Genomic DNA, 17,676 nt, shown 5'->3' with positions numbered 1-17,676 from the left:
CCGGTCGTCCCGGCGGGATCTGGGGCAGAGTGGCGGGCATGGACGAGAAGGACCTGCTGAGCCGCATCCACGCCCTCGTCGACGAGGAGCACCAGCTGCGGGACAACGCAGAGCACACCGCGGAGTCCCGGGCGCGGATGAACGACCTGGAGGCCCAGCTCGACCAGTGCTGGGACCTGCTGCGCCAGCGCCGCGCGAAGCGGCAGTACGACGAGGACCCCGACACCGCCCAGGTCCGCCCGAAGTCCGAGGTCGAGGGCTACCTCCAGTAGCGGACGGCGCCCCGCCGCCGGGTCCGGGCGGTCCGTCGTCAGGCGGAGTCGCAGACCGGCCTGCGGTGCCCGGCGTCGTGGTGGCCGGTCCCCAGCAGGGCCAGCTGCCACAGCAGCCGGGCCCGCGGGTCGGTGAGCTTGCGGCCGGTCACCGACTCGATCCGCCGCAGCCGGTGCATGACCGTGTTGCGGTGGCAGTACAGGAGGTCGGCCGCGCGCGTCGGTGAGCCGTCGGCGTCGAGGAAGGCCGACAGCGTCTCCAGCAGCACCTCGCGCTCGTCCCCGGGCAGCTCGAGCAGCCGGCCGAGGGTCTGGCCGACCAGCCGCGCGGCGATCTCCGGCGAGTTGCTCAGCAGCGCCTCGGGCAGCCGGTCGTCGATGGTCACCACCCGGGCGACGTCCGCGGGCAGGGTGCGCGCGGCGGTCTCGGCCAGCCGGTAGGCGCCGGCCACCGCCGCCGCGCCCTCGACCACGGAGGACACCCCGACCGGGCCGGTGGCCGCGGCACCGAGCCAGGCCAGCAGCTCCGGCAGCCGGCGGGTCCCCATCGCCACCACGCCCACCGACGCCTGCGACCGGGTGGCCCACGCCGAGCGGATGCCGCGCTTGAGCAGCGTCGACGTCGCGTCCGGGAACCCCTCCCCCTCCTCGGGGGCCGGCGCGACGACGACCACCAGCCGGCCGGCCAGCGGCACCGCCAGCAGGTCGGCGGCGGTGCGGGCGTAGGCGGGGTCCCCACCGCGGCCGTCCAGCAGCCCGTCGAGCAGCCGCTGGCGCTCGGCGGCGTCGAGACCCGACCGGCGCCGCTCCTCGGCCCGGTAGCCCTCCGCGGCGGCGCTGCAGCCGCGGTCGTTGGTGCGCCACAGCGAGCCCGCGACCTCGAGCAGCAGCCCGTCGTCGTGCCGGTCGCCCTGGCGCGACAGCGCGACCAGCGCCTCCCAGGTGATCTGGCCGCCGAGCCGGTAGGCGCGCAGCACGGCCTCCAGCGGGATGCCCTGCGCGGCCCGCAGCCGGCCGACGGCCCGGGCCCCCTCGGCGTGGCTCTGGTGGTAGGCGGCGGGGACGTCGGGCAGCAGGCCGCGGACGCCGACCTCGAGGTTGCGCCGCAGCGTCGCGCGCATCTGCTGGTCGCCCCCGGTCAGGGCCTCCCGGTAGGCGGGCTCGGTCTCGACCAGCACCTCCACCAAGCGGTCGGTCATCTCGTCGAGCCGGTCCAGCAGGGCCGGGACCAGTTCGGCGAGGCGCTCCTCCACACCCCAGGGGGCAGTCCGCACGCGCTCACCTCCTGTGTTCATCGCACAGAGCACAACACGTGCCCCCCATCACTGTGCGGTGCGCCCATTGTGACGGTCCTCACCGGCCAGCAGAGTCAAACGGACGTAGCCGTGACCCAATCGTCGCCCCCCGGGCGGCGGTCGGCAGCGCGGCGACCTCCCGACGCAGAGGAGACGTGGGCACCTTGGCGCAGCCGCCGGACACCACAGGCAGCAGCACCCGGCACCAGGACCGATCGCCCACCGCCCGGCTCGAGATGACCGGGATCAGCGTCGCCTTCGGCGGCGTGAAGGCCCTCACCGACGTGTCGCTGACCGTCGAGCCGGGTCAGGTGCACGGCCTCATCGGCCCCAACGGCGCCGGCAAGACGACGATGTTCAACGTGGCCTGCGGGTTGGTCCGCCCCACCGAGGGCCGGATCGTGTGGCGAGGCGAGGAGCTGCGGCGGCTGCGGCCGAACCAGCTCGCGAAGCTCGGCATCGCCCGCACCCTGCAGGGCGTGGGCCTGTTCCCCGGCCTGACGGTGCTCGAGAACGTGATGGTCGGGGCGCACAAGCACGCCCGCGCCGGCTTCTTCTCCGCGCTCCTCGCGATCCCGACGTCCGACAAGGACGACGCCCGCCTGCGCGAGCGGGCCACGGCCGCCCTCACCGAGCTGGAGGCCGAGGGCTACGCCGCGCGCTACCCCGGCAGCCTCCCGTACCCGGTGCAGAAGCGGGTGGCGCTGGCCCGCGCGCTGGTCTCCGAGCCCGAGCTGCTGCTGCTCGACGAGCCGGCCTCCGGCCTCAGCGAGGACGAGATGCACGAGCTCGGCGAGCTCATCCAGCACCTCAGCGGCCGGATGAGCGTCTTGCTGGTCGAGCACCACATGGACCTGGTCATGCGGGTGTGCGACCACATCACGGTGCTCGACTCCGGCAAGGAGATCGCCGACGGCACCCCCGAGCAGGTCCAGAACGACCCGGCGGTCACCGAGGCCTACCTCGGCGACGCCGTCGACGACACCACCGACGCCAGCGAGCTGGCCGCGACCGACGGGGGGACGACCCGTGGCTGAGGCGCACGGCAGCACCGCGGCGGGCGCCGCCGGGAGCACCGCCGGCACCGGCCTGACCAAGGGCGCCACGGGCACCGCCGGCGGCACGGCGACGGCCACCGCCCTCCTCGAGGTCGAGGGCCTGTCGGCCTCCTACGGCCCGGTCAGGGCGCTCGACGGCGTGACCCTCCGCGCCGAGCAGGGCCGGATCACCGCGGTGCTCGGGGCCAACGGCGCGGGCAAGACGACGCTGCTGCGCACGATCAGCGGCCTGGTGCGGCCCACCGCCGGCCGGGTGGTGCTCGGCGGCGAGGACGTCACCCGCGCCCCCGTCGAGGCCATGGTCACCAAGGGGATGTCGCACGTCCCCGAGGGCCGCGGCGTCATCGCCGAGCTGACCGTCGAGGAGAACCTGCGGGTCGGCTCGTTGTTCCGCGGCAAGGTCGGGCAGGACGAGTTCGACCGCGTCTACGACCTCTTCCCGCGGATCAGGGAGCGGCGCAACCAGACGGCGCACACGCTGTCCGGCGGTGAGCGGCAGATGCTCGTCATCGGCCGCGCACTGCTGGCCCGGCCGAAGGTCCTGCTGCTCGACGAGCCGTCCCTGGGCCTGGCCCCGCGGATCGTGGCGCAGATCTTCGGCCTGGTCCGCCACCTGGTCGACACCGAGGGCCTGTCGGTGCTGCTGGTCGAGCAGAACGCGCGCAGCGCGCTGTCGGTGGCCGACACCGGCGTCGTGCTGAACCTGGGCCGGGTCGTGGTCACCGACGACGCCGCCCGGCTCGCCGGCGACGAGGACCTCCGGCACGCCTACCTCGGCTTCTAGACCCCCGCTCCCCGCAGCACCAGGAAGGCAGCCCCCAGTGCGAGAGTTCGTCAACCTCACCCTCGGCGGGGTGATCAACGGAGCGGTCTACGCGGCGTTCGCCCTGGCCCTCGTGCTCATCTGGCGGTCCACCCGGATCGTCAACTTCGCGCAGGGCGCGATGGCCGCGCTCACCACCTTCATCGCCCTCGCCCTCATCGAGAACGGCCAGTCCTACTGGGTCGGTCTCGTCGTGGCCCTGCTCGCCGGCCTGGTCATCGGCGCGGTCGTCGAGCGGGTCGTCATCCGCCCGGTCGAGGGCGGGCCGGAGCTGAACGCGGTCATCGTCACCCTCGGCCTGTTCATCGCGTTCCAGGCGCTGATCTCGGTCCTGTTCGGCGTCAACCAGCGGGCCTTCGTCCCGCCGTTCTCGAACATCGGCTTCACCGTCGGTGACTCGAACCTGGCGCTGAGCCCCAACACCGTGTTCACCCTCCTCGCGGTGCTGGTGGTCATGGCCGGTCTGACCGCCCTGTTCCGGTTCACCCGCGTCGGCCTGGCCATGCGCGCCTCGGCGTTCGGCCAGGAGGTCGCCCGGCTGCTCGGCGTGCGGGTCGGCCGGATGCTCACCCTGGGCTGGGCGCTGGCCGCCGTCGTCGGCTCGCTGGCCGGGATGCTCATCGCCGCCGAGACCGCCTTCGTCACCCCGACGTTCATGGACTCGCTGATCGTGTTCGGCTTCGTCGCCGCGGTGCTCGGCGGGCTCGACTCGCCGGTCGGCGCCGTCGTCGGCGGGCTGCTGCTCGGCCTGCTGCTGAGCTACGTCCGCGGGTACGTCGCCGACGAGCTGGTCGGCCTGGCCGCCCTGGTCGTCCTCGTGATCGTCCTGCTCGTCCGGCCCGGCGGCCTCTTCTCGACCACCCAGACCCGGAGGGCGTGAGCCGCATGAGCGACCTGCAGACCCCCGCATCCCCCGCACAGCCCGGCGCCGCGTCCTCCGACGCGCCGTCGCTGGCGACGGCCGCGGCCGACGCGAGCTCGGCCCAGGCCACCGGTGGCCGCACGTTCCTGCCGCGCAACACGCTGCTGCGGCACCTGGTCGTGCTCGTCATCGGCGCCGTCCTCGCGGTGATCCTGCTCGAGTCCACCGACCTCGGCTTCAACGCCCAGATCGGCTACGTGGCCTACTACGCCATCGCGGCCGGCGGGCTGACCGTGCTGACCGGCCTCAACGGGCAGATCTCCCTCGGGCACGGCGCGCTCATGGCCGTCGGCGGCTACACCACCGCGCTGCTGCTCGACGCCGAGGAGCCGCTGCCGCTGGCCGTGGTCTTCCTGATCGCGGTGGCCCTCACCTCGCTCGTCGGCGCGATCGTCGGGGTGGCCGCGGCCCGCCTGCACGGCCCCTACCTGGCCGGCGCGACGCTCGCGCTCGCCGTCGGCCTGCCCGGCCTGGCGCTGTACTTCTCCGACACCCTGGGTGGTGAGCAGGGCCTGACGGTCTCCACCCCGGACCGGCCGGACTGGTTCGTCGAGACGATCCGCACCCTGTCGGGCAACTCGGCCTCGGGCGTCAAGTGGATCGCCTACATCGCCGTCGCCTGCCTGCTCCTCACCTACTTCCTGCTGGCCAACCTCATGCGCAGCCGGGTCGGCCGCACCTGGCGCGCGGTGCGCGACCAGGAGGTCGCCGCCGAGCTGGCCGGCATCGACCTGGGCGCCTGGCGGGTGACGGCGTTCGTCGTCAGCGCCGCGGCCGCGGGCCTGGCCGGCGCGGTGCTCGCCCTCGTCGTCCGGCTCACCGCGCCCACGGCGTTCACCATCGTCCTGTCGCTGTCCCTGCTGACCGCGATCGTCATCGGCGGGCTGGGCAGCCTCTTCGGCGCGCTGATCGGCTCGGCGCTGCTGGTCTTCCTGCCGCGGTACCTGCGGGACCTCGGGGAGTCCTTCGACATGGACGCCGCCCAGGCCGCCGAGATCTCCTACGTCGTCTACGGCGTGATCCTCGTGCTGGTCATGCTCTTCGCCCCCGCCGGCCTGGTCGGGTCCGTCCGGCTGGCCTGGATGAAGCAGCGCGCGCGGCGCGGCGCCGCCCGCGCCAGGGGGTGAGGAGCCGGGACCCGACGGCTGTCCCCCACCCCGGCCAGCGGCCGCACCTCCGCTTCCCCACCCCCCCACCAGACCCCCGGGCGACGGCGCCCGGGTCCCTCCAGAGGAGAACCCTTGACACGATCCTCACGACGCCTCGTCAGCTTCGTGGCCGCGGCGACCGTCGCCACCACCCTGGCCGCCTGCGGCGGCGGGGACTCCGGTGGCGGCGGCGGTGGCGGCAGCGAGGAGAACGAGGCCTCGGACGTCGGCATCACCGAGGACACGATCAAGCTGGGTGCGCACTACCCGCTGACCGGTGTCGCGGCGCCCGGCTACAGCGAGATCCCGACCGGTGTGCAGGCGTACTTCGACTACGTCAACGCCAACGGCGGCGTCAACGGCCGGCAGATCGAGTTCGTCTACCGGGACGACGCCTACAACCCGACCAACACCAGCCAGGTCGTGAACCAGCTCGTCCTCGAGGACGAGGTCTTCGCGCTCATGTCGGGCCTGGGCACGCCGACCCACAACGCGGTCACCGACTTCCTCAACAGCGAGGGCGTGCCCGACCTGTTCGTCTCGTCGGGCTCGCGGCTGTGGGACGACGTCGAGGAGAAGCCGTACACCTTCGGCTGGCAGCCCGACTACGAGATCGAGGCCAAGATCATCGGCCAGTACGTGGCCGAGAACTACCCCGACGCCAAGGTCGGCCTGTTCCTGCAGGCCGACGACCTCGGCGAGGACGGCGCCGCCGGTGCCCGCCGGTACCTCGAGGACCAGATCGTCGCCGAGGAGACCTACGTCCCCGGGAACACCGACGTCCGGCCGCAGATCTCGGCCCTGCAGGCCGCCGGTGCGGACTTCGTCATCGGCTTCAACGTGCCCAGCTACACCGCGCTGTCGCAGCTGACCGCGCTGCAGCTCGGCTACCGGCCGCAGTGGTTCTACTCGAACATCGGCTCGGACCCGCAGCTGGTCGGCTCGCTGCTGGCCCGCTTCTCCGAGGGCCAGGTCAGTGACGCCAGCCTGCTCGACGGCGTCCTGACCACCGAGTACATCCCGACGGTCGACCAGCCGGACAACCCCTGGATCCAGCTGTTCCAGCGGGTCTGGGACGAGTCGGGCCAGGAGGGCGAGCTCTCCAACTACCGGATCTACGGCATGTCGCAGGCCTACACGATGGTGCAGGCCCTGCAGTCGGCCGGCCAGAACCCGACGCGTGACGACCTGGTCGCCGCCGTCGAGCAGGCCGGCTCCGAGTGGGAGGGCCCGGGCTTCTCGCCCTTCCGCTACTCGGAGGACAGCCACGCCGGCTACAGCGGCATGTCGGTCAGCCGGATCGTCGGCCAGGGCTCGGAGGACCTGACCCCCGTGCTCGTCACCAACAACGGCGACGCCGACATCGAGGAGTACGACGGCGAGGCCGCCACCCCGCCGGAGAACGGCATCCCGGACGAGGAGCCGGTCAACTAGTCGGAGGCTCGTCCTCCGCTCGCACGGCAGCGGGCCGTCGATCCCCTCCCGGGGGTCGGCGGCCCGTTCGCCGTCCCGGGGGACCCGCGCACGAACACTCAGCTCCCGAAGTGTCGGCTGTTGATCTCCGGGTAGGGCCTCCCGCAGGCCCCCGCGCGGGGTACGACGGCGAGACGAGGAGCACGGCATGGTGCACGCGGCGCGGACGATCCGGCGGGCGGTGGTGACCGGCGGCGCCGGGTTCCTCGGCTCCCACCTGTGCGAGCACCTGCTCGACCGCGGCGTCGAGGTCGTGTGCCTCGACAACTTCCTCACCGGTTCGCCCGAGAACGTCGTCCACCTCGTCGACCACCCGGGCTTCCGCCTGGTGCGCTGCGACGTCACCGACTTCGTGCACGTCCCCGGCCCCGTGGACCTCGTGCTCCACTTCGCCTCGCCGGCGAGCCCCCTCGACTACCTGAGGATGCCGATCGAGACGCTCAAGGTCGGCAGCCTGGGCACCCTGCACACCCTGGGCCTGGCCCACGAGAAGGGCGCCCGCTACGTGTTGGCCTCCACCTCGGAGGTCTACGGCGACCCGCTGGTGCACCCCCAGCCCGAGGAGTACTGGGGCAACGTCAACCCGGTGGGCCCGCGCGGCGTCTACGACGAGGCCAAGCGGTTCAGCGAGGCGATGACCACCGCGTACCGCACGTCCAAGGGCACCGACACCGCCATCGTGCGGATCTTCAACACCTACGGGCCGCGCATGCGTCCCGACGACGGCCGCGCCATCCCCGCCTTCGTCGGCCAGGCGCTGGCCGGGCGGCCGCTGACCGTGGCCGGCGACGGCTCGCAGACCCGCTCGATCTGCTACGTCGACGACACCGTCCGCGGGGTCCTCGCCCTCGCCTGCTCCGACCAGCCCGGCCCGGTGAACATCGGCAACCCCGACGAGCTGTCGATGCTGCGGCTGGCGCAGTGGATCATCGAGCTGACCGGGTCGTCGTCGGGGATCGAGCACATCGACCTGCCCGTCGACGACCCGAAGGTCCGCCGGCCCGACACCCGCCGCGCCGAGGAGCTGCTCGGCTGGCGGCCCACGGTCCCCTCCGAGGAGGGCCTGCGCCGCACGGTCGCCTGGTTCGCCGAGCAGCGGGAGGCCGCCGCGCTGCGCGTCGGCTGAGCCCGCCGGGTGTCCTGGGCCACTTCTCCGCACCACCCCTCCTCCGTGTCCTGATTCACGTTTACATTGGGACGGGCGGCTAGGGGGCACGCCGAGGAACCGGACACCGACGGAGAGCTACCGATGGGCCGCCACGCCGACACCAACTCCATGCGCCGTGTGCAGCGCCCGGCCCCGGTCGCGCTGGTCGTGGCCCTGGTCGTGGTCGCACTCGTCGCCGGCGGCGTGGTGTGGTGGCTGGCCGGCTCGGGCAGCAGCGACGGGTGCGAGACCACCCGCACCGTCCGCGTGACCGTCGCCCCCGAGCTCGGCGACGTCGCCCGGGACCTCCTCGCCGACCCCCAGGACCTCGGCGGCGGCGCCTGTGCGACCGCGGAGGTCACCGCCCAGGAGCCGCTGCAGACCGTCGGCGACCTCTCCGCCCTCGAGGGCTCCGCGCTGCCCCAGGTGTGGGTGCCCGACAGCTCGCTGTGGGCCGTGCGGGCCGGCGACGCGCCGCTCGACCCGTCCGGCTCCATGGCCACCTCGCCGGTCGTGCTGGGCACCAGCCGGGCCGCGGCCGACGCGCTCGGCTGGAGCGGGCAGGCGCCGCAGTGGAGCGAGGCCCTGTCCGGGGCCCGCCCGGTCGCCGTCCCGGACCTCGCCGCCAGCGCCGAGGGCGTCGCCGCGCTGGCCGCGGTCCGCGCGTCCCTGGGCGGCGGCGACGCGGCGGACAACGCCGTCGTCCAGGCGGTCCTGGCCGCCCGCCGCGGGCCGGCCGTCAGCCCCGCCGACGCGCTGGCCACGGCGCAGTCCGGCGACCCCGAGTCCCCGCTGGTGCCGGTGAGCGAGCAGGAGGTCATCAGCGTCAACCGCGGCGTCGAGGACCCCCGGCTGGTCGCGGTCTACCCGGCCGAGGGCTCGCCGGAGCTGGACTACCCGGTGCTGCGGGTCGGCTCCCCCGGGGACGACGACCGGGCCGCCGTGGACGCCGTCGTCCGGGCGCTGACGTCGGAGGCCGCGGGCACCGCCGTCCTCGCCGCCGGCTTCCGCGACGCGGACGGGACTGCGCCGACCGACCCGGGCCCCGGCGTGCAGGAGCAGGCGCCCGAGGTGCTGCCGGTCGACGCCGAGCAGGTGCAGGGCCTGCTGGCCGAGCTCGCCCGGCTCGCCGCCCCGTCGCGGCTGCTCACCGTCATCGACGTGTCCCAGTCGATGGAGGCCCCCGCCGGCGACGGCACCCGCGCCACGCTCGCCCGGGACGCCGCCAAGAGCGCGCTCACCCTCATCCCCGGCACCTCGTCGATCGGGCTGTGGGTCTTCGCCTACCAGCTGCAGGGCGAGCAGGACTGGGTGGAGCTCACCCCCATCCGCGCCCTCGAGGACGAGGTCGACGGCGGCACCCAGCGCGACGCGCTCGACGAGCAGCTCGACAGCCTCCCCGGCCGGCTCTCCCCCGGCGGCACCGGCCTGTTCGACACCGCGCTGGCCGCGGTCCGCGCCGCGCGTGAGCAGTACGACCCCAACGCGGTGAGCAGCGTCGTCCTCGTCACCGACGGCACCAACGAGGACTCGTCGGGCATCGCGCTGGACCAGCTGGTGCAGACGCTGCAGGACGAGGCCGACCCGCAGCGGCCGGTGAAGGTGATCGGCGTCGCGCTCGGCCCGGACGCCGACGTCGCGGCGCTCGAGCAGATCGCGCAGGCCACCGGCGGCGCCGCCTACTCCGCCGTCGACCCCAACGACCTGCAGGGCGTCCTCTTCGACGCGCTGCGCCAGCGCTAGGCGCCGCTAGAGGTCCAGGCGCTCCAGCGCCGCGGTCACCTCGTCGACGGTCACCTCGGCCAGGGCCGGGTCCAGCTCGGTGCCCCACGGGTCGCCGGTGCCGTCGCCGTGCCAGAGCACGACGTGCTGGGGGCGCGGCGGCGGGCCCCAGAGTGCCGGGGACACCGGGCCGAACAGCACCACCGACGGCCGGCGGTAGGCGGTGGCGAGGTGCGCGACGCCGGTGTCGCCGCTGACCACCACCCGCGCCGCGGCGACCGTGGCGGCGAGCTCCAGGGTGGAGGTGCGCCCGGCGAGCACCGCGTCGTCGGACAGTCCCGCCCCGCGCGCCACGGCGCAGGCCGGCTCCCGCTCGGCCGGCCCGCCGGTGACGCGGACGTCGTGCCCGGCGTCGGCCAGCCACCGCGCGACCGCGGCGAACCGCTCCGGCGGCCAGCGCCGGCCGGGGAACGCCGCCCCGGGGTGCACGAGCGCGGCGCCGGGCACCACCGGCGGCACGTCCGGGACGGCGAGGTCGAGCGCGTCGGGGTCGGCGGGCACGCCCAGGCCCTCGGACACCAGCCGGCACCAGCGCCGGACCTCGTGCTCGTCGGGATACCAGACCGGGCCCGGGTAGCCGGGGCTGGCGAAGGTGAGCAGCCGCCGCGGGTGCAGGTCGGCGACGACGACGTGCGAGGCCGGCCCCTTGCCGTGCAGGTCGACGGCGAGCTCCGGCGGCGGCCCGGACCAGTCCAGCGGCTCGAGCTCGCGGGCGGGCAGCACCTCGTCGACGGCGTCGACCAGCCCGGCCAGCGGCGCGAGCGCGGCCGTCGTCGCGAGGACCAGCCGGTGGTCCGGCACGGCCGCCCGCACGGCCCGGATCGCCGGGACGCCGGTGAGCAGGTCACCGAGCCCCAGCGGCCGCAGGACGACCGCCACCGGCCGCCCGTCGGAGGCGGCGGAGATGGCCATTCCCGCCGCTAGACGCGCGAGCGCTCGACCAGGGCGGTGGTCGAGTGGCCGTCCAGGTAGGGCAGGACGACCGCCTGGCCGCCCCACTGCCGCAGCACCGCGGCCTCGGGCAGGTCGGCGCCGGCGTAGTCGCCGCCCTTGGCCCAGACGTCGGGCCGCAGCCGGTCGAGCACCTCGGCGGGGGTGTCCTCGTCGAACACCACGACGGCGTCGACGAACTCCAGCGCCTCGAGCACCCGCGCGCGGTCGGCCGCGGTCACCAGCGGCCGCGACGGGCCCTTGAGCCGGCGCACCGAGTCGTCGGAGTTGATGCACACGACCAGGCAGTCCCCGAGCCCGCGGGCGGCGCGCAGCGTGGCCACGTGCCCGGCGTGCAGCAGGTCGAAGCAGCCGCCGGTGGCCACCACCGTGCCGCCGGTGGCGCGCACCCGGGCGAGCAGGGCGGACACGCCGTCCTCGGCGGCCACGTTCGGCTGCGGCACCGCGGTGGTGTCCCACGCCCCGTTCCAGTTGCTGGCGCCGCCCGCGGCGACGAACCGGCCGGCGAAGGCGACCGCCGCGGCCACCGCCTCGCCGGTCACCGCGCCGTCGGCGAGGGCCAGCGTCGCCGCGGCGGCGAAGGAGTCGCCGGCGCCGCACGGGTCGCCGCCGGTCACCGGCACGGCGGGCACGACCATCGGCGCGCCCTCGCCGTAGGACAGCAGCGCGCCGCGGGCGCCGAGGGTCACCACGACCGCGCCCACGCCCCAGTGCCGGATCAGTGCCTCGGCCCGCGCCCCGACGGCGGCCAGGCCGTCGCCGTCGGCGGGCACGCCCGCGACCGCGGCCACGCGGGCGGCCTCGGAGCCGTTGGGCGTCACCAGCCGGACCGACGGCACCGGGTCGGCACCCCGCGGGTGCGGGTCCCACACGACCGGCCCGCCGGCCTCGGCCAGCAGCGCCCGGACGGCGGGGTCGGCGGTGGTGCCGCGCCCGTAGTCGGCGACCAGCACCGCGGCGGCGTCGCGGACGGCCGCGCGCGCCTCCTCGGGCAGCTCGCCGAGGGTGACGGCGGCCGCGCCGCTGTCCAGCCGGACCACCGAGTGGTCGCCGACGCGCACCCGCCGCTTGACCGCGGTGCCGCCGGTGGCCGGGACGGCGACCAGCCGCACCCGCCCGGCCAGCAGCGCCCGCAGCCGGGCCGCGCCGTCGTCGTCGGCGAGCGGGGCGACCAGCACGACCTCGCGGTCGGTGGCCTGCGCGGCGATCACCGCGGCCAGCGCCGCGCCGCCGGGGCGCTCGCGGGTCTCCAGGTCCTCGACCACCGGCACCGGCGCGTCGGGCGTCAGCCGCGACGCGGTGCCGACCAGGTCGACGTCGAGCAGCGCGTCACCGACGACGACCAGCGGCCTCACTTCGCGATCCCGAGGCGGGTCTGCGGCACCCGGGCGGGCTCGGCCAGCACCGCGGCGTCGAAGGCGGCGCACAGCAGGTGCAGCGCGACCAGGTGGCACTCCTGCACGGTCGCCGTCCACGGGGAGTCGATGCAGACCGCCTCGTCGGAGGCCGCGGCCAGCGGGTTCGGGGCGGGACCGGTGATCGACAGGACGGTGATGCCGCACTCGTGCGCCCGGCGGGCGGCGGCGACGGCGTTGGGGCTGCGGCCGGAGGTGGACAGCAGCACCAGGACGTCACCGGCTCGCCCGTGCGCCTCGACCTGGCGGGCGAACAGCTCGTCGGCCGGGTAGTCGTTGGCGATCGCGGTGAGCGAGGAGGTCTCCGCGGTCAGGCAGATCGCCGAGAACGGCGGCCGGTCGGCGCGGTAGCGGCCCACGAGCTCGGCGGTGAGGTGCTGCGCCTGCGCGGCGCTGCCCCCGTTGCCGGCCGCCAGCAGCCGCCCGCGGGACTCCCCGCACAGCACGTCGGCCAGCAGCCGGCCCCAGCGGTCGAGGGTGTCGACCGCGGCGTCGAGGCTGCGCACGGCCGCGTGCAGGGACGCGACGTGGTCGCGGCCGGTGAGGTGCGTGCACGAGTCGGGCGGGACGACCCCGCCGGCCGTGCTCTCGTGGGCATGGTGGGGAGCGACACTCACGGGGCGACCTCCAGGGGCGCTCATCGGACGGCCTCGACGGGACGCCGGGTGGACAGGACCTGCCGGTAGACGGCCTCGGTGTCGGCGGCCACGCGGGCCCACCGGTAGCGGGCGCGGGCGCGCCGCACCCCGGCCGCCCCGTAGGCGGCGCGGCGGGCGTCGTCGGCCAGCAGCGCGGCGAGGACCTCGCCGAGCCGGGCCGGGTCGCGGGGTGGCACGAGGTCGCCGGTGACGCCGTCGGCGACGGAGTCCTGCAGCCCGCCGACGGCGGTGGCGACCACCGGGCGGCCGCAGGCCATCGCCTCCAGCGGGGTGATGCCGAACGGCTCGTACCAGGGCACGGCCAGGACGACGTCGGCCGAGCGCACCCACGCGGGCACGTCGGCGCGGGCGACCGACCCGGCGAAGCACACCCGGTCGGCGACGCCGACCTCGGCGGCGACGGCGCGCAGCCGGCGGACCTCGGGGTCGGCGTCGACCGCGCCGGCCGGCGGGCCGCCGACGACGACGAGCTCGGCGTCCGGGACGGCGGCCAGCGCGCGGACGGCGTCCTCCTGGCCCTTGCGCTCCACCAGCCGGCCGAGCACGAGCAGCCGCGGCCGGCCCGAGCGCGGCGCCACGGGCCCGCGCGGGGTGAACACGGTGGTGTCGACGCCGCACGGGACGATGGACACGCGGTCGCGCGACAGGCCCAGCCGGCGCAGCTCGAACACCTCGTCGCTGCAGGTGGCCACCACGTGGTCGACGGCCGCACACAAGTCCCGCTCGAGCTCGATGCGCCCGGCCGGGGAGGTGTCGGCGTCGCCCTGGTGGCGGCGCTTGACCGAGCCGAGGGCGTGGAAGGTCTGCAGCACCGGCACCGGCGTGAGCAGGCTGCCGGCGGCCTCGACGGCGGCCAGGCCGCTCATCCAGAAGTGGGCGTGGACGACGTCGGGCGGCCGCACCGCCCAGCGGGCGCGCAGCGCGACGGCCAGCGCCGGCATGTGCCCGAGCAGCTCGTCCTTGGGCAGCGCCTCCGCCGGTCCGGCGGTCAGGTGCGCGACGACGTAGCCGTCGGCGGTGGGCACCTCGTCGGGCAGGTCCGCGTCGTCGCGGCGGGTGTGCACGGTGACCTCGTGGCCGCGCGCGGCCAGACCCGCGGCCAGGGCGGCGACGTGCACGTTCTGCCCGCCGGCGTCCACGCCGCCGATGGCCGCCAGCGGCGAGGCGTGCTCGCTGACCAGGTCGACGCGCAGCGGTGCGCCAGGAGCCCGGTGCGTCCTCATCGGGTGACCTCCTCGAGCAGGGTGTCCCAGTCGGAGAGGAACCGGGGAAGCCCGTACCGCTCCAGCGCGGCGGCGCGCGCCGCCTTGCCGGCCAGCCGGGCGGCGTCCTCGTCGTGCAGGTAGGTGCGGACCGCGTCCCACAGCACCTCGGGCCGGGTGGACAGCACGCCGGCGCCCTGCGGCACCGCCTCGACCACCTCGGTGGCCGCGAGCGCGACCACCGGCATGCCCAGGTGCATCGCCTCGAGCAGGGAGAGCCCGAGGGAGGTCCAGCGGACGGGGTGCACGTAGACCCGGCGGCGGGCCAGCTCGGCGTGCATCGCGGCCTGCGGCGGGTCGTCGTGCAGCGCCACCCGGCCGGGGTCCAGCCCGTACCGCTCGTGCAGGCCGGACAGGCCCATCCCGAACACGTCGACCGGGGCGGCGGCGGCCAGCCCGGGCAGCAGGTCGGCGCCGACCGTGCGGCCGCGGCGCACCGGCTCGTTGGCGACGACGGCGGCGCGGGCCAGCTCGCCGGTCCAGCGCTCGCCGGGGTCGACGATGCCGTGCTCGACCACCGTCGTCGGGGCGCGGCCGTTGTCGTAGAAGAGCCGGTTGAAGTGGGTGACGTGCGCGATCGGGACGTCGTCGCGGTCGGCCATCGGGTGGCGGGTGTGGGGCACCGGCGCGGCGCCCTCCTCCAGTCCGGGGGCGTTGTGCTCGAGGAACACCGCCGGCAGGTCCCGGCCGGGCTCGCGGTCCAGCCACTCGCGGACCAGCTCCAGGTCCCGCACCCGCTGCAGCACGACGACGTCGACGTGCTCGTCGCGCAGCTGCTCCGGCGTCACCTCGCGGGCCGAGGCGGGCCAGTCCCACGTGCGCGCGCGGCCGAGCCCGTCGGGCCCCCGGTCGGGGGTCACCGGGACCAGGTACTCGTGCGGGCCCTGGACGAACGCCGTCGTCCAGGAGCCGTGCACGTGCCAGACCAGGACCCTCATGCGGCGATCACCTTCTCGGTGCTGACCTTCTGGACGGCGGCGACGACGTCGGCGGCGCTCACCGACGAGAGGCAGGGGTGGCCGGGCACCGGGCACACGCGGGCCCGGGTGTCGCGGCAGGGCGCGTCCTGGTCGCCGAGCAGCACGGTCGGGACGCCGTAGGGCGCCCACCGGACCGCCGGGACGACCGGGCTGAACAGCGAGACCACCGGGGTGCCGACGGCGGCGGCGAGGTGCGCGGGGCCGGTGTTGCCGACGACGACGGCCGCGGCGCCGTCGAGCAGCGCGGCCATCTCCGGCAGGGTCGTGGCCCCGCCGAGGTCGGTCCCGCGGGTGCCGGCGACGGCGGCGGTGAGCGCCCGCTCCCCCGGCCCGCCGGTGACCAGCACCCGGTGGCCGGCGTCGGCGAGCGCCTCGACGGCCTCGGCGCAGCGCTCGGCGGGCCAGGCGCGGGCGGGGACGGAGGCGCCGGGGTGCAGCACGACGTAGCCCGGATCGTGCGGCGCCGGCGGCAGGGGGCGGCGCACCGCGAGCCGGCCGTCGTCGCCGTCGAGCAGGTCGAAGCCGGCCGCGCGGGCCAGCGACAGCGCCCGCTCGGGCTCGGGCAGGTCGTCGTCGACCCGGTGCCGGACGTCGAGCAGGGAGCCCGGGTAGTCGACGCTGGTGGCCGAGATCCGGGGGACGCCGGCGGTGCGCAGCAGCAGCGCCAGCGGCAGCGGGGACTGGTGGAACGAGGTGCTGACGACCGCCTCGTCGGGGGCCAGGACGCGCACCCGGTCGGTGAGCGCGGCGAGGTCGGCGGGGTCGACCGGCGGCGGGTCGCCGAGGATCCACGGGCAGGCCCAGGTCCAGACCTCGTCGACGCCGGGCAGCAGCGCGGCCGCCTCGGCGCCGGCGGGACCGGCGAGGAACACGACGCGTTCCGCCGACGCGGCGACGGCGCGGACCAGCGGTCCCTGGAGGAGGACGTCGCCGGCGTTGTCGAGCCGGGCGACGAGGACGGTGCCCCGGCGCGGCCTCACCACCGGCCGGCCAGGACGTCGTCGACCGCCGCGGTCAACGTCGCGGCCACGTGCGGGGCGGCCTCGACCTCCTGCCGCCGGGTCACCGGGGTGGGCACGAGGATCCCGCGCGCGCCGGCGGCCGCGGCGGCCTCGACGTCGGCGCCGATGTCCCCGACGACGACGGTCCGCGCCGGGTCGACGTCCGCCTCGGCGCACGCCGCCTTGACCATCCCCGGCGCGGGCTTGCGGCAGTCGCAGCCGTCGTCGGGGCCGTGCGGGCAGACCTGCAGCGTGTCGAACGGCCCGAGCAGCTCGGCCAGCCGCGCCATGCAGGCGTCCACCTGGTCGCGGGTGACGATCCCGCGGGCCACGCCGGACTGGTTGCTCACCACGCCGACGCGGACCCCGCGGGCGCGCAGGGCGTCCAGGGCCTCGCGGGCGCCGTCGACCGGGCGGACCCAGTCGGGGTCGCCGTTGTAGGGGAAGTCGTGCACCAGCGTGCCGTCGCGGTCGAACAGCGCCAGGTCGGGCAGCCCGCGCCACGGGGTCACGCGACGGTGCCGCACCGCGCCGCGCAGGAAGTGCCAGGTGGCCAGCGGCGGGATGACCGCGCTGGTCAGCGCCATGGTGGCCACCTCGGCCCGGTCGCGCGGGCCGGGGGCGATGCGCGCCCAGGCGAACTCGGCGGTGCCGGCGGCCCAGGCCAGCGCCGCGGCCGCGGCGGCGCGGGGACGTCGGGCGGCGGCCAGGCCGAGCGCGGCGAGCCCGGCGGTGGTGACGGCGAGGTGCCGCGGCCGGCGGCCGACCGCGGCGTCGGCGCGCTGCCGCCAGGTCGGGCCGTGCAGGCGGCGCATGAGGACGTCGTCGGCGTTGCCGGCCTGCACCCGCACGCTCACCCACCGGTCGGTGGGCCGGACCGGGTGGGTGATCCAGCGCTGCCCGCGCACCAGCCGGGCGCCGGTGTCCATGACCCGCAGCGCGAGGTCGGAGTCCTCGCGGAAGGCGCGGGGGAAGCGCTCGTCGAACCCGCCGACCGCGGCCAGCGCGGCGCGGCGGTAGGCGAGGTCGGCGGTGATCCAGGAGCTGGTGGCCAGGCCCGCGGTGCCGCGCTCCCAGTCGGTGGGCCGGCGGTCCTCCGGCAGCGGCACCCGCACCCGGCCCTGGCTGCCCGCGACGTCGGCGGGGAGCCCGGCGAGGTCCTGTGCCAGCCGCTCGTACCAGTCGGGGTCGGGGACGACGTCGTCGTCGAGGAAGGCGATCCACTCCGTGCGGGCGGTGCGCCAGCCGAGGTTGCGCGCGCAGGCCGGCCCGCCGCCGCCGGTGCGGACGACGCGGACCGGGGGGAGACCCGGCCGGTCGACCCGCAGCGGGGACCCCGTGGGGCGGTCGTCGACGACGACCAGCTCGGCCGGGCGGGCGCCGGGCATGGCGGCCAGGGCGTCGAGCAGCACCTCGAGCGACGGCCGGCCGATGGTCGGCACGACGACGGTGCAGCTCACGGACATGATCGCGCCCTGCCCGGGCGGA

General features: G+C 76.1%; 16 protein-coding genes. 8 read left to right on the top strand and 8 right to left on the bottom strand.

The features are described 5' to 3' along the window. The first annotated feature begins 38 nt into the window (after nt 1–38). A complete protein-coding gene (locus tag ACI798_RS16995; protein WP_456942198.1) occupies nt 39–272 on the top strand; it encodes a DUF2630 family protein in 234 nt (77 codons plus the stop codon). A 38-nt stretch (nt 273–310) separates the two neighbouring features. On the opposite strand, the gene ACI798_RS16990 is transcribed toward ACI798_RS16995, so the two are convergent. Continuing rightward, nucleotides 311–1,546, bottom strand: a complete 1,236-nt coding sequence (locus tag ACI798_RS16990) for a PucR family transcriptional regulator (RefSeq protein ID WP_456942199.1) — start codon at nt 1,544–1,546, stop codon at nt 311–313. Nucleotides 1,547–1,722: 176 nt separating this feature from the next. On the opposite strand from ACI798_RS16990, the gene ACI798_RS16985 reads away from it, so the two are divergent. From ACI798_RS16985 to ACI798_RS16955, 7 genes are all read left to right on the top strand, one after another. Beyond that, complete coding sequence (locus ACI798_RS16985) at nt 1,723–2,604, top strand: ABC transporter ATP-binding protein (protein ID WP_456942200.1); 882 nt, start codon at nt 1,723–1,725, stop codon at nt 2,602–2,604. Next, nucleotides 2,597–3,409 (top strand): ABC transporter ATP-binding protein, encoded by an 813-nt coding sequence (locus ACI798_RS16980; protein WP_456942201.1) that lies wholly within the window; start codon nt 2,597–2,599, stop codon nt 3,407–3,409. The genes ACI798_RS16985 and ACI798_RS16980 overlap by 8 nt, the downstream gene beginning before the upstream one ends. Nucleotides 3,410–3,446: 37 nt before the next feature. Next, nucleotides 3,447–4,328, top strand: coding sequence for a branched-chain amino acid ABC transporter permease (locus ACI798_RS16975; protein ID WP_456942202.1), 882 nt, complete (start codon nt 3,447–3,449; stop codon nt 4,326–4,328). Between the two features lie 5 nt (nt 4,329–4,333). After that, nucleotides 4,334–5,497, top strand: coding sequence for a branched-chain amino acid ABC transporter permease (locus tag ACI798_RS16970; RefSeq protein ID WP_456942203.1), 1,164 nt, complete (start codon nt 4,334–4,336; stop codon nt 5,495–5,497). Between the two features lie 114 nt (nt 5,498–5,611). Beyond that, nucleotides 5,612–6,952, top strand: coding sequence for an ABC transporter substrate-binding protein (locus ACI798_RS16965; protein ID WP_456942204.1), 1,341 nt, complete (start codon nt 5,612–5,614; stop codon nt 6,950–6,952). 187 nt (nt 6,953–7,139) lie between these two features. Further along, nucleotides 7,140–8,117, top strand: coding sequence for a UDP-glucuronic acid decarboxylase family protein (locus ACI798_RS16960; protein WP_457048466.1), 978 nt, complete (start codon nt 7,140–7,142; stop codon nt 8,115–8,117). 123 nt (nt 8,118–8,240) lie between these two features. Further along, complete coding sequence (locus ACI798_RS16955) at nt 8,241–9,881, top strand: VWA domain-containing protein (protein WP_457048465.1); 1,641 nt, start codon at nt 8,241–8,243, stop codon at nt 9,879–9,881. Between the two features lie 6 nt (nt 9,882–9,887). Here ACI798_RS16955 and ACI798_RS16950 read toward each other — a convergent pair whose 3' ends face one another. The 7 genes from ACI798_RS16950 to ACI798_RS16920 are packed head-to-tail and all read right to left on the bottom strand — an operon-like array spanning nt 9,888 to nt 17,654. Then, complete coding sequence (locus ACI798_RS16950) at nt 9,888–10,832, bottom strand: glycosyltransferase family 9 protein (protein WP_457048464.1); 945 nt, start codon at nt 10,830–10,832, stop codon at nt 9,888–9,890. A gap of 8 nt (nt 10,833–10,840) precedes the next feature. Then, nucleotides 10,841–12,226 carry a D-glycero-beta-D-manno-heptose 1-phosphate adenylyltransferase gene (gene rfaE2 / locus ACI798_RS16945; RefSeq protein ID WP_457048463.1) on the bottom strand — a complete coding sequence of 462 codons (1,386 nt, stop codon included), beginning with the start codon at nt 12,224–12,226 and terminating at the stop codon, nt 10,841–10,843. Continuing rightward, on the bottom strand, nt 12,223–12,903 hold the full coding sequence (locus ACI798_RS16940) for a D-sedoheptulose-7-phosphate isomerase (protein ID WP_456942209.1): 681 nt from the start codon (nt 12,901–12,903) through the stop codon (nt 12,223–12,225). Before ACI798_RS16940 ends, rfaE2 begins: the two co-directional genes overlap by 4 nt. Before the next feature lie 20 nt (nt 12,904–12,923). Next, the gene (locus tag ACI798_RS16935; RefSeq protein ID WP_457048462.1) at nt 12,924–14,168 is read right to left on the bottom strand and encodes a glycosyltransferase; all 1,245 of its coding nucleotides are present in this window, start codon (nt 14,166–14,168) and stop codon (nt 12,924–12,926) included. After that, complete coding sequence (locus ACI798_RS16930; RefSeq protein ID WP_457048461.1) at nt 14,165–15,145, bottom strand: glycosyltransferase; 981 nt, start codon at nt 15,143–15,145, stop codon at nt 14,165–14,167. The genes ACI798_RS16935 and ACI798_RS16930 overlap by 4 nt, the downstream gene beginning before the upstream one ends. Continuing rightward, nucleotides 15,142–16,167: a glycosyltransferase family 9 protein gene (locus tag ACI798_RS16925; RefSeq protein ID WP_456942212.1), complete on the bottom strand. Its 1,026-nt coding sequence runs from the start codon at nt 16,165–16,167 to the stop codon at nt 15,142–15,144. Before ACI798_RS16925 ends, ACI798_RS16930 begins: the two co-directional genes overlap by 4 nt. Beyond that, nucleotides 16,164–17,654 carry an HAD-IIIA family hydrolase gene (locus ACI798_RS16920; protein WP_456942213.1) on the bottom strand — a complete coding sequence of 497 codons (1,491 nt, stop codon included), beginning with the start codon at nt 17,652–17,654 and terminating at the stop codon, nt 16,164–16,166. The genes ACI798_RS16925 and ACI798_RS16920 overlap by 4 nt, the downstream gene beginning before the upstream one ends. Nucleotides 17,655–17,676 lie beyond the last annotated feature (22 nt).

The sequence above is a fragment of the Geodermatophilus sp. SYSU D01045 genome (assembly GCF_054050295.1).
Note: the sequence above shows the minus strand (reverse complement) of the source record. Positions and strands in the feature narration are given on the sequence as shown.

Bases quoted from the DNA above. Each gene is read 5' to 3' on its own strand.
- ACI798_RS16935 (WP_457048462.1), bottom strand. From the start codon at position 14,168: ATGAGGACGCACCGGGCTCCTGGCGCACCGCTGCGCGTCGACCTGGTC.
- ACI798_RS16960 (WP_457048466.1), top strand. From the start codon at position 7,140: ATGGTGCACGCGGCGCGGACGATCCGGCGGGCGGTGGTGACCGGCGGC.
- ACI798_RS16955 (WP_457048465.1), top strand. From the start codon at position 8,241: ATGGGCCGCCACGCCGACACCAACTCCATGCGCCGTGTGCAGCGCCCG.
- ACI798_RS16950 (WP_457048464.1), bottom strand. From the start codon at position 10,832: ATGGCCATCTCCGCCGCCTCCGACGGGCGGCCGGTGGCGGTCGTCCTG.
- ACI798_RS16995 (WP_456942198.1), top strand. From the start codon at position 39: ATGGACGAGAAGGACCTGCTGAGCCGCATCCACGCCCTCGTCGACGAG.
- ACI798_RS16970 (WP_456942203.1), top strand. From the start codon at position 4,334: ATGAGCGACCTGCAGACCCCCGCATCCCCCGCACAGCCCGGCGCCGCG.
- ACI798_RS16920 (WP_456942213.1), bottom strand. From the start codon at position 17,654: ATGTCCGTGAGCTGCACCGTCGTCGTGCCGACCATCGGCCGGCCGTCG.
- ACI798_RS16930 (WP_457048461.1), bottom strand. From the start codon at position 15,145: ATGAGGGTCCTGGTCTGGCACGTGCACGGCTCCTGGACGACGGCGTTC.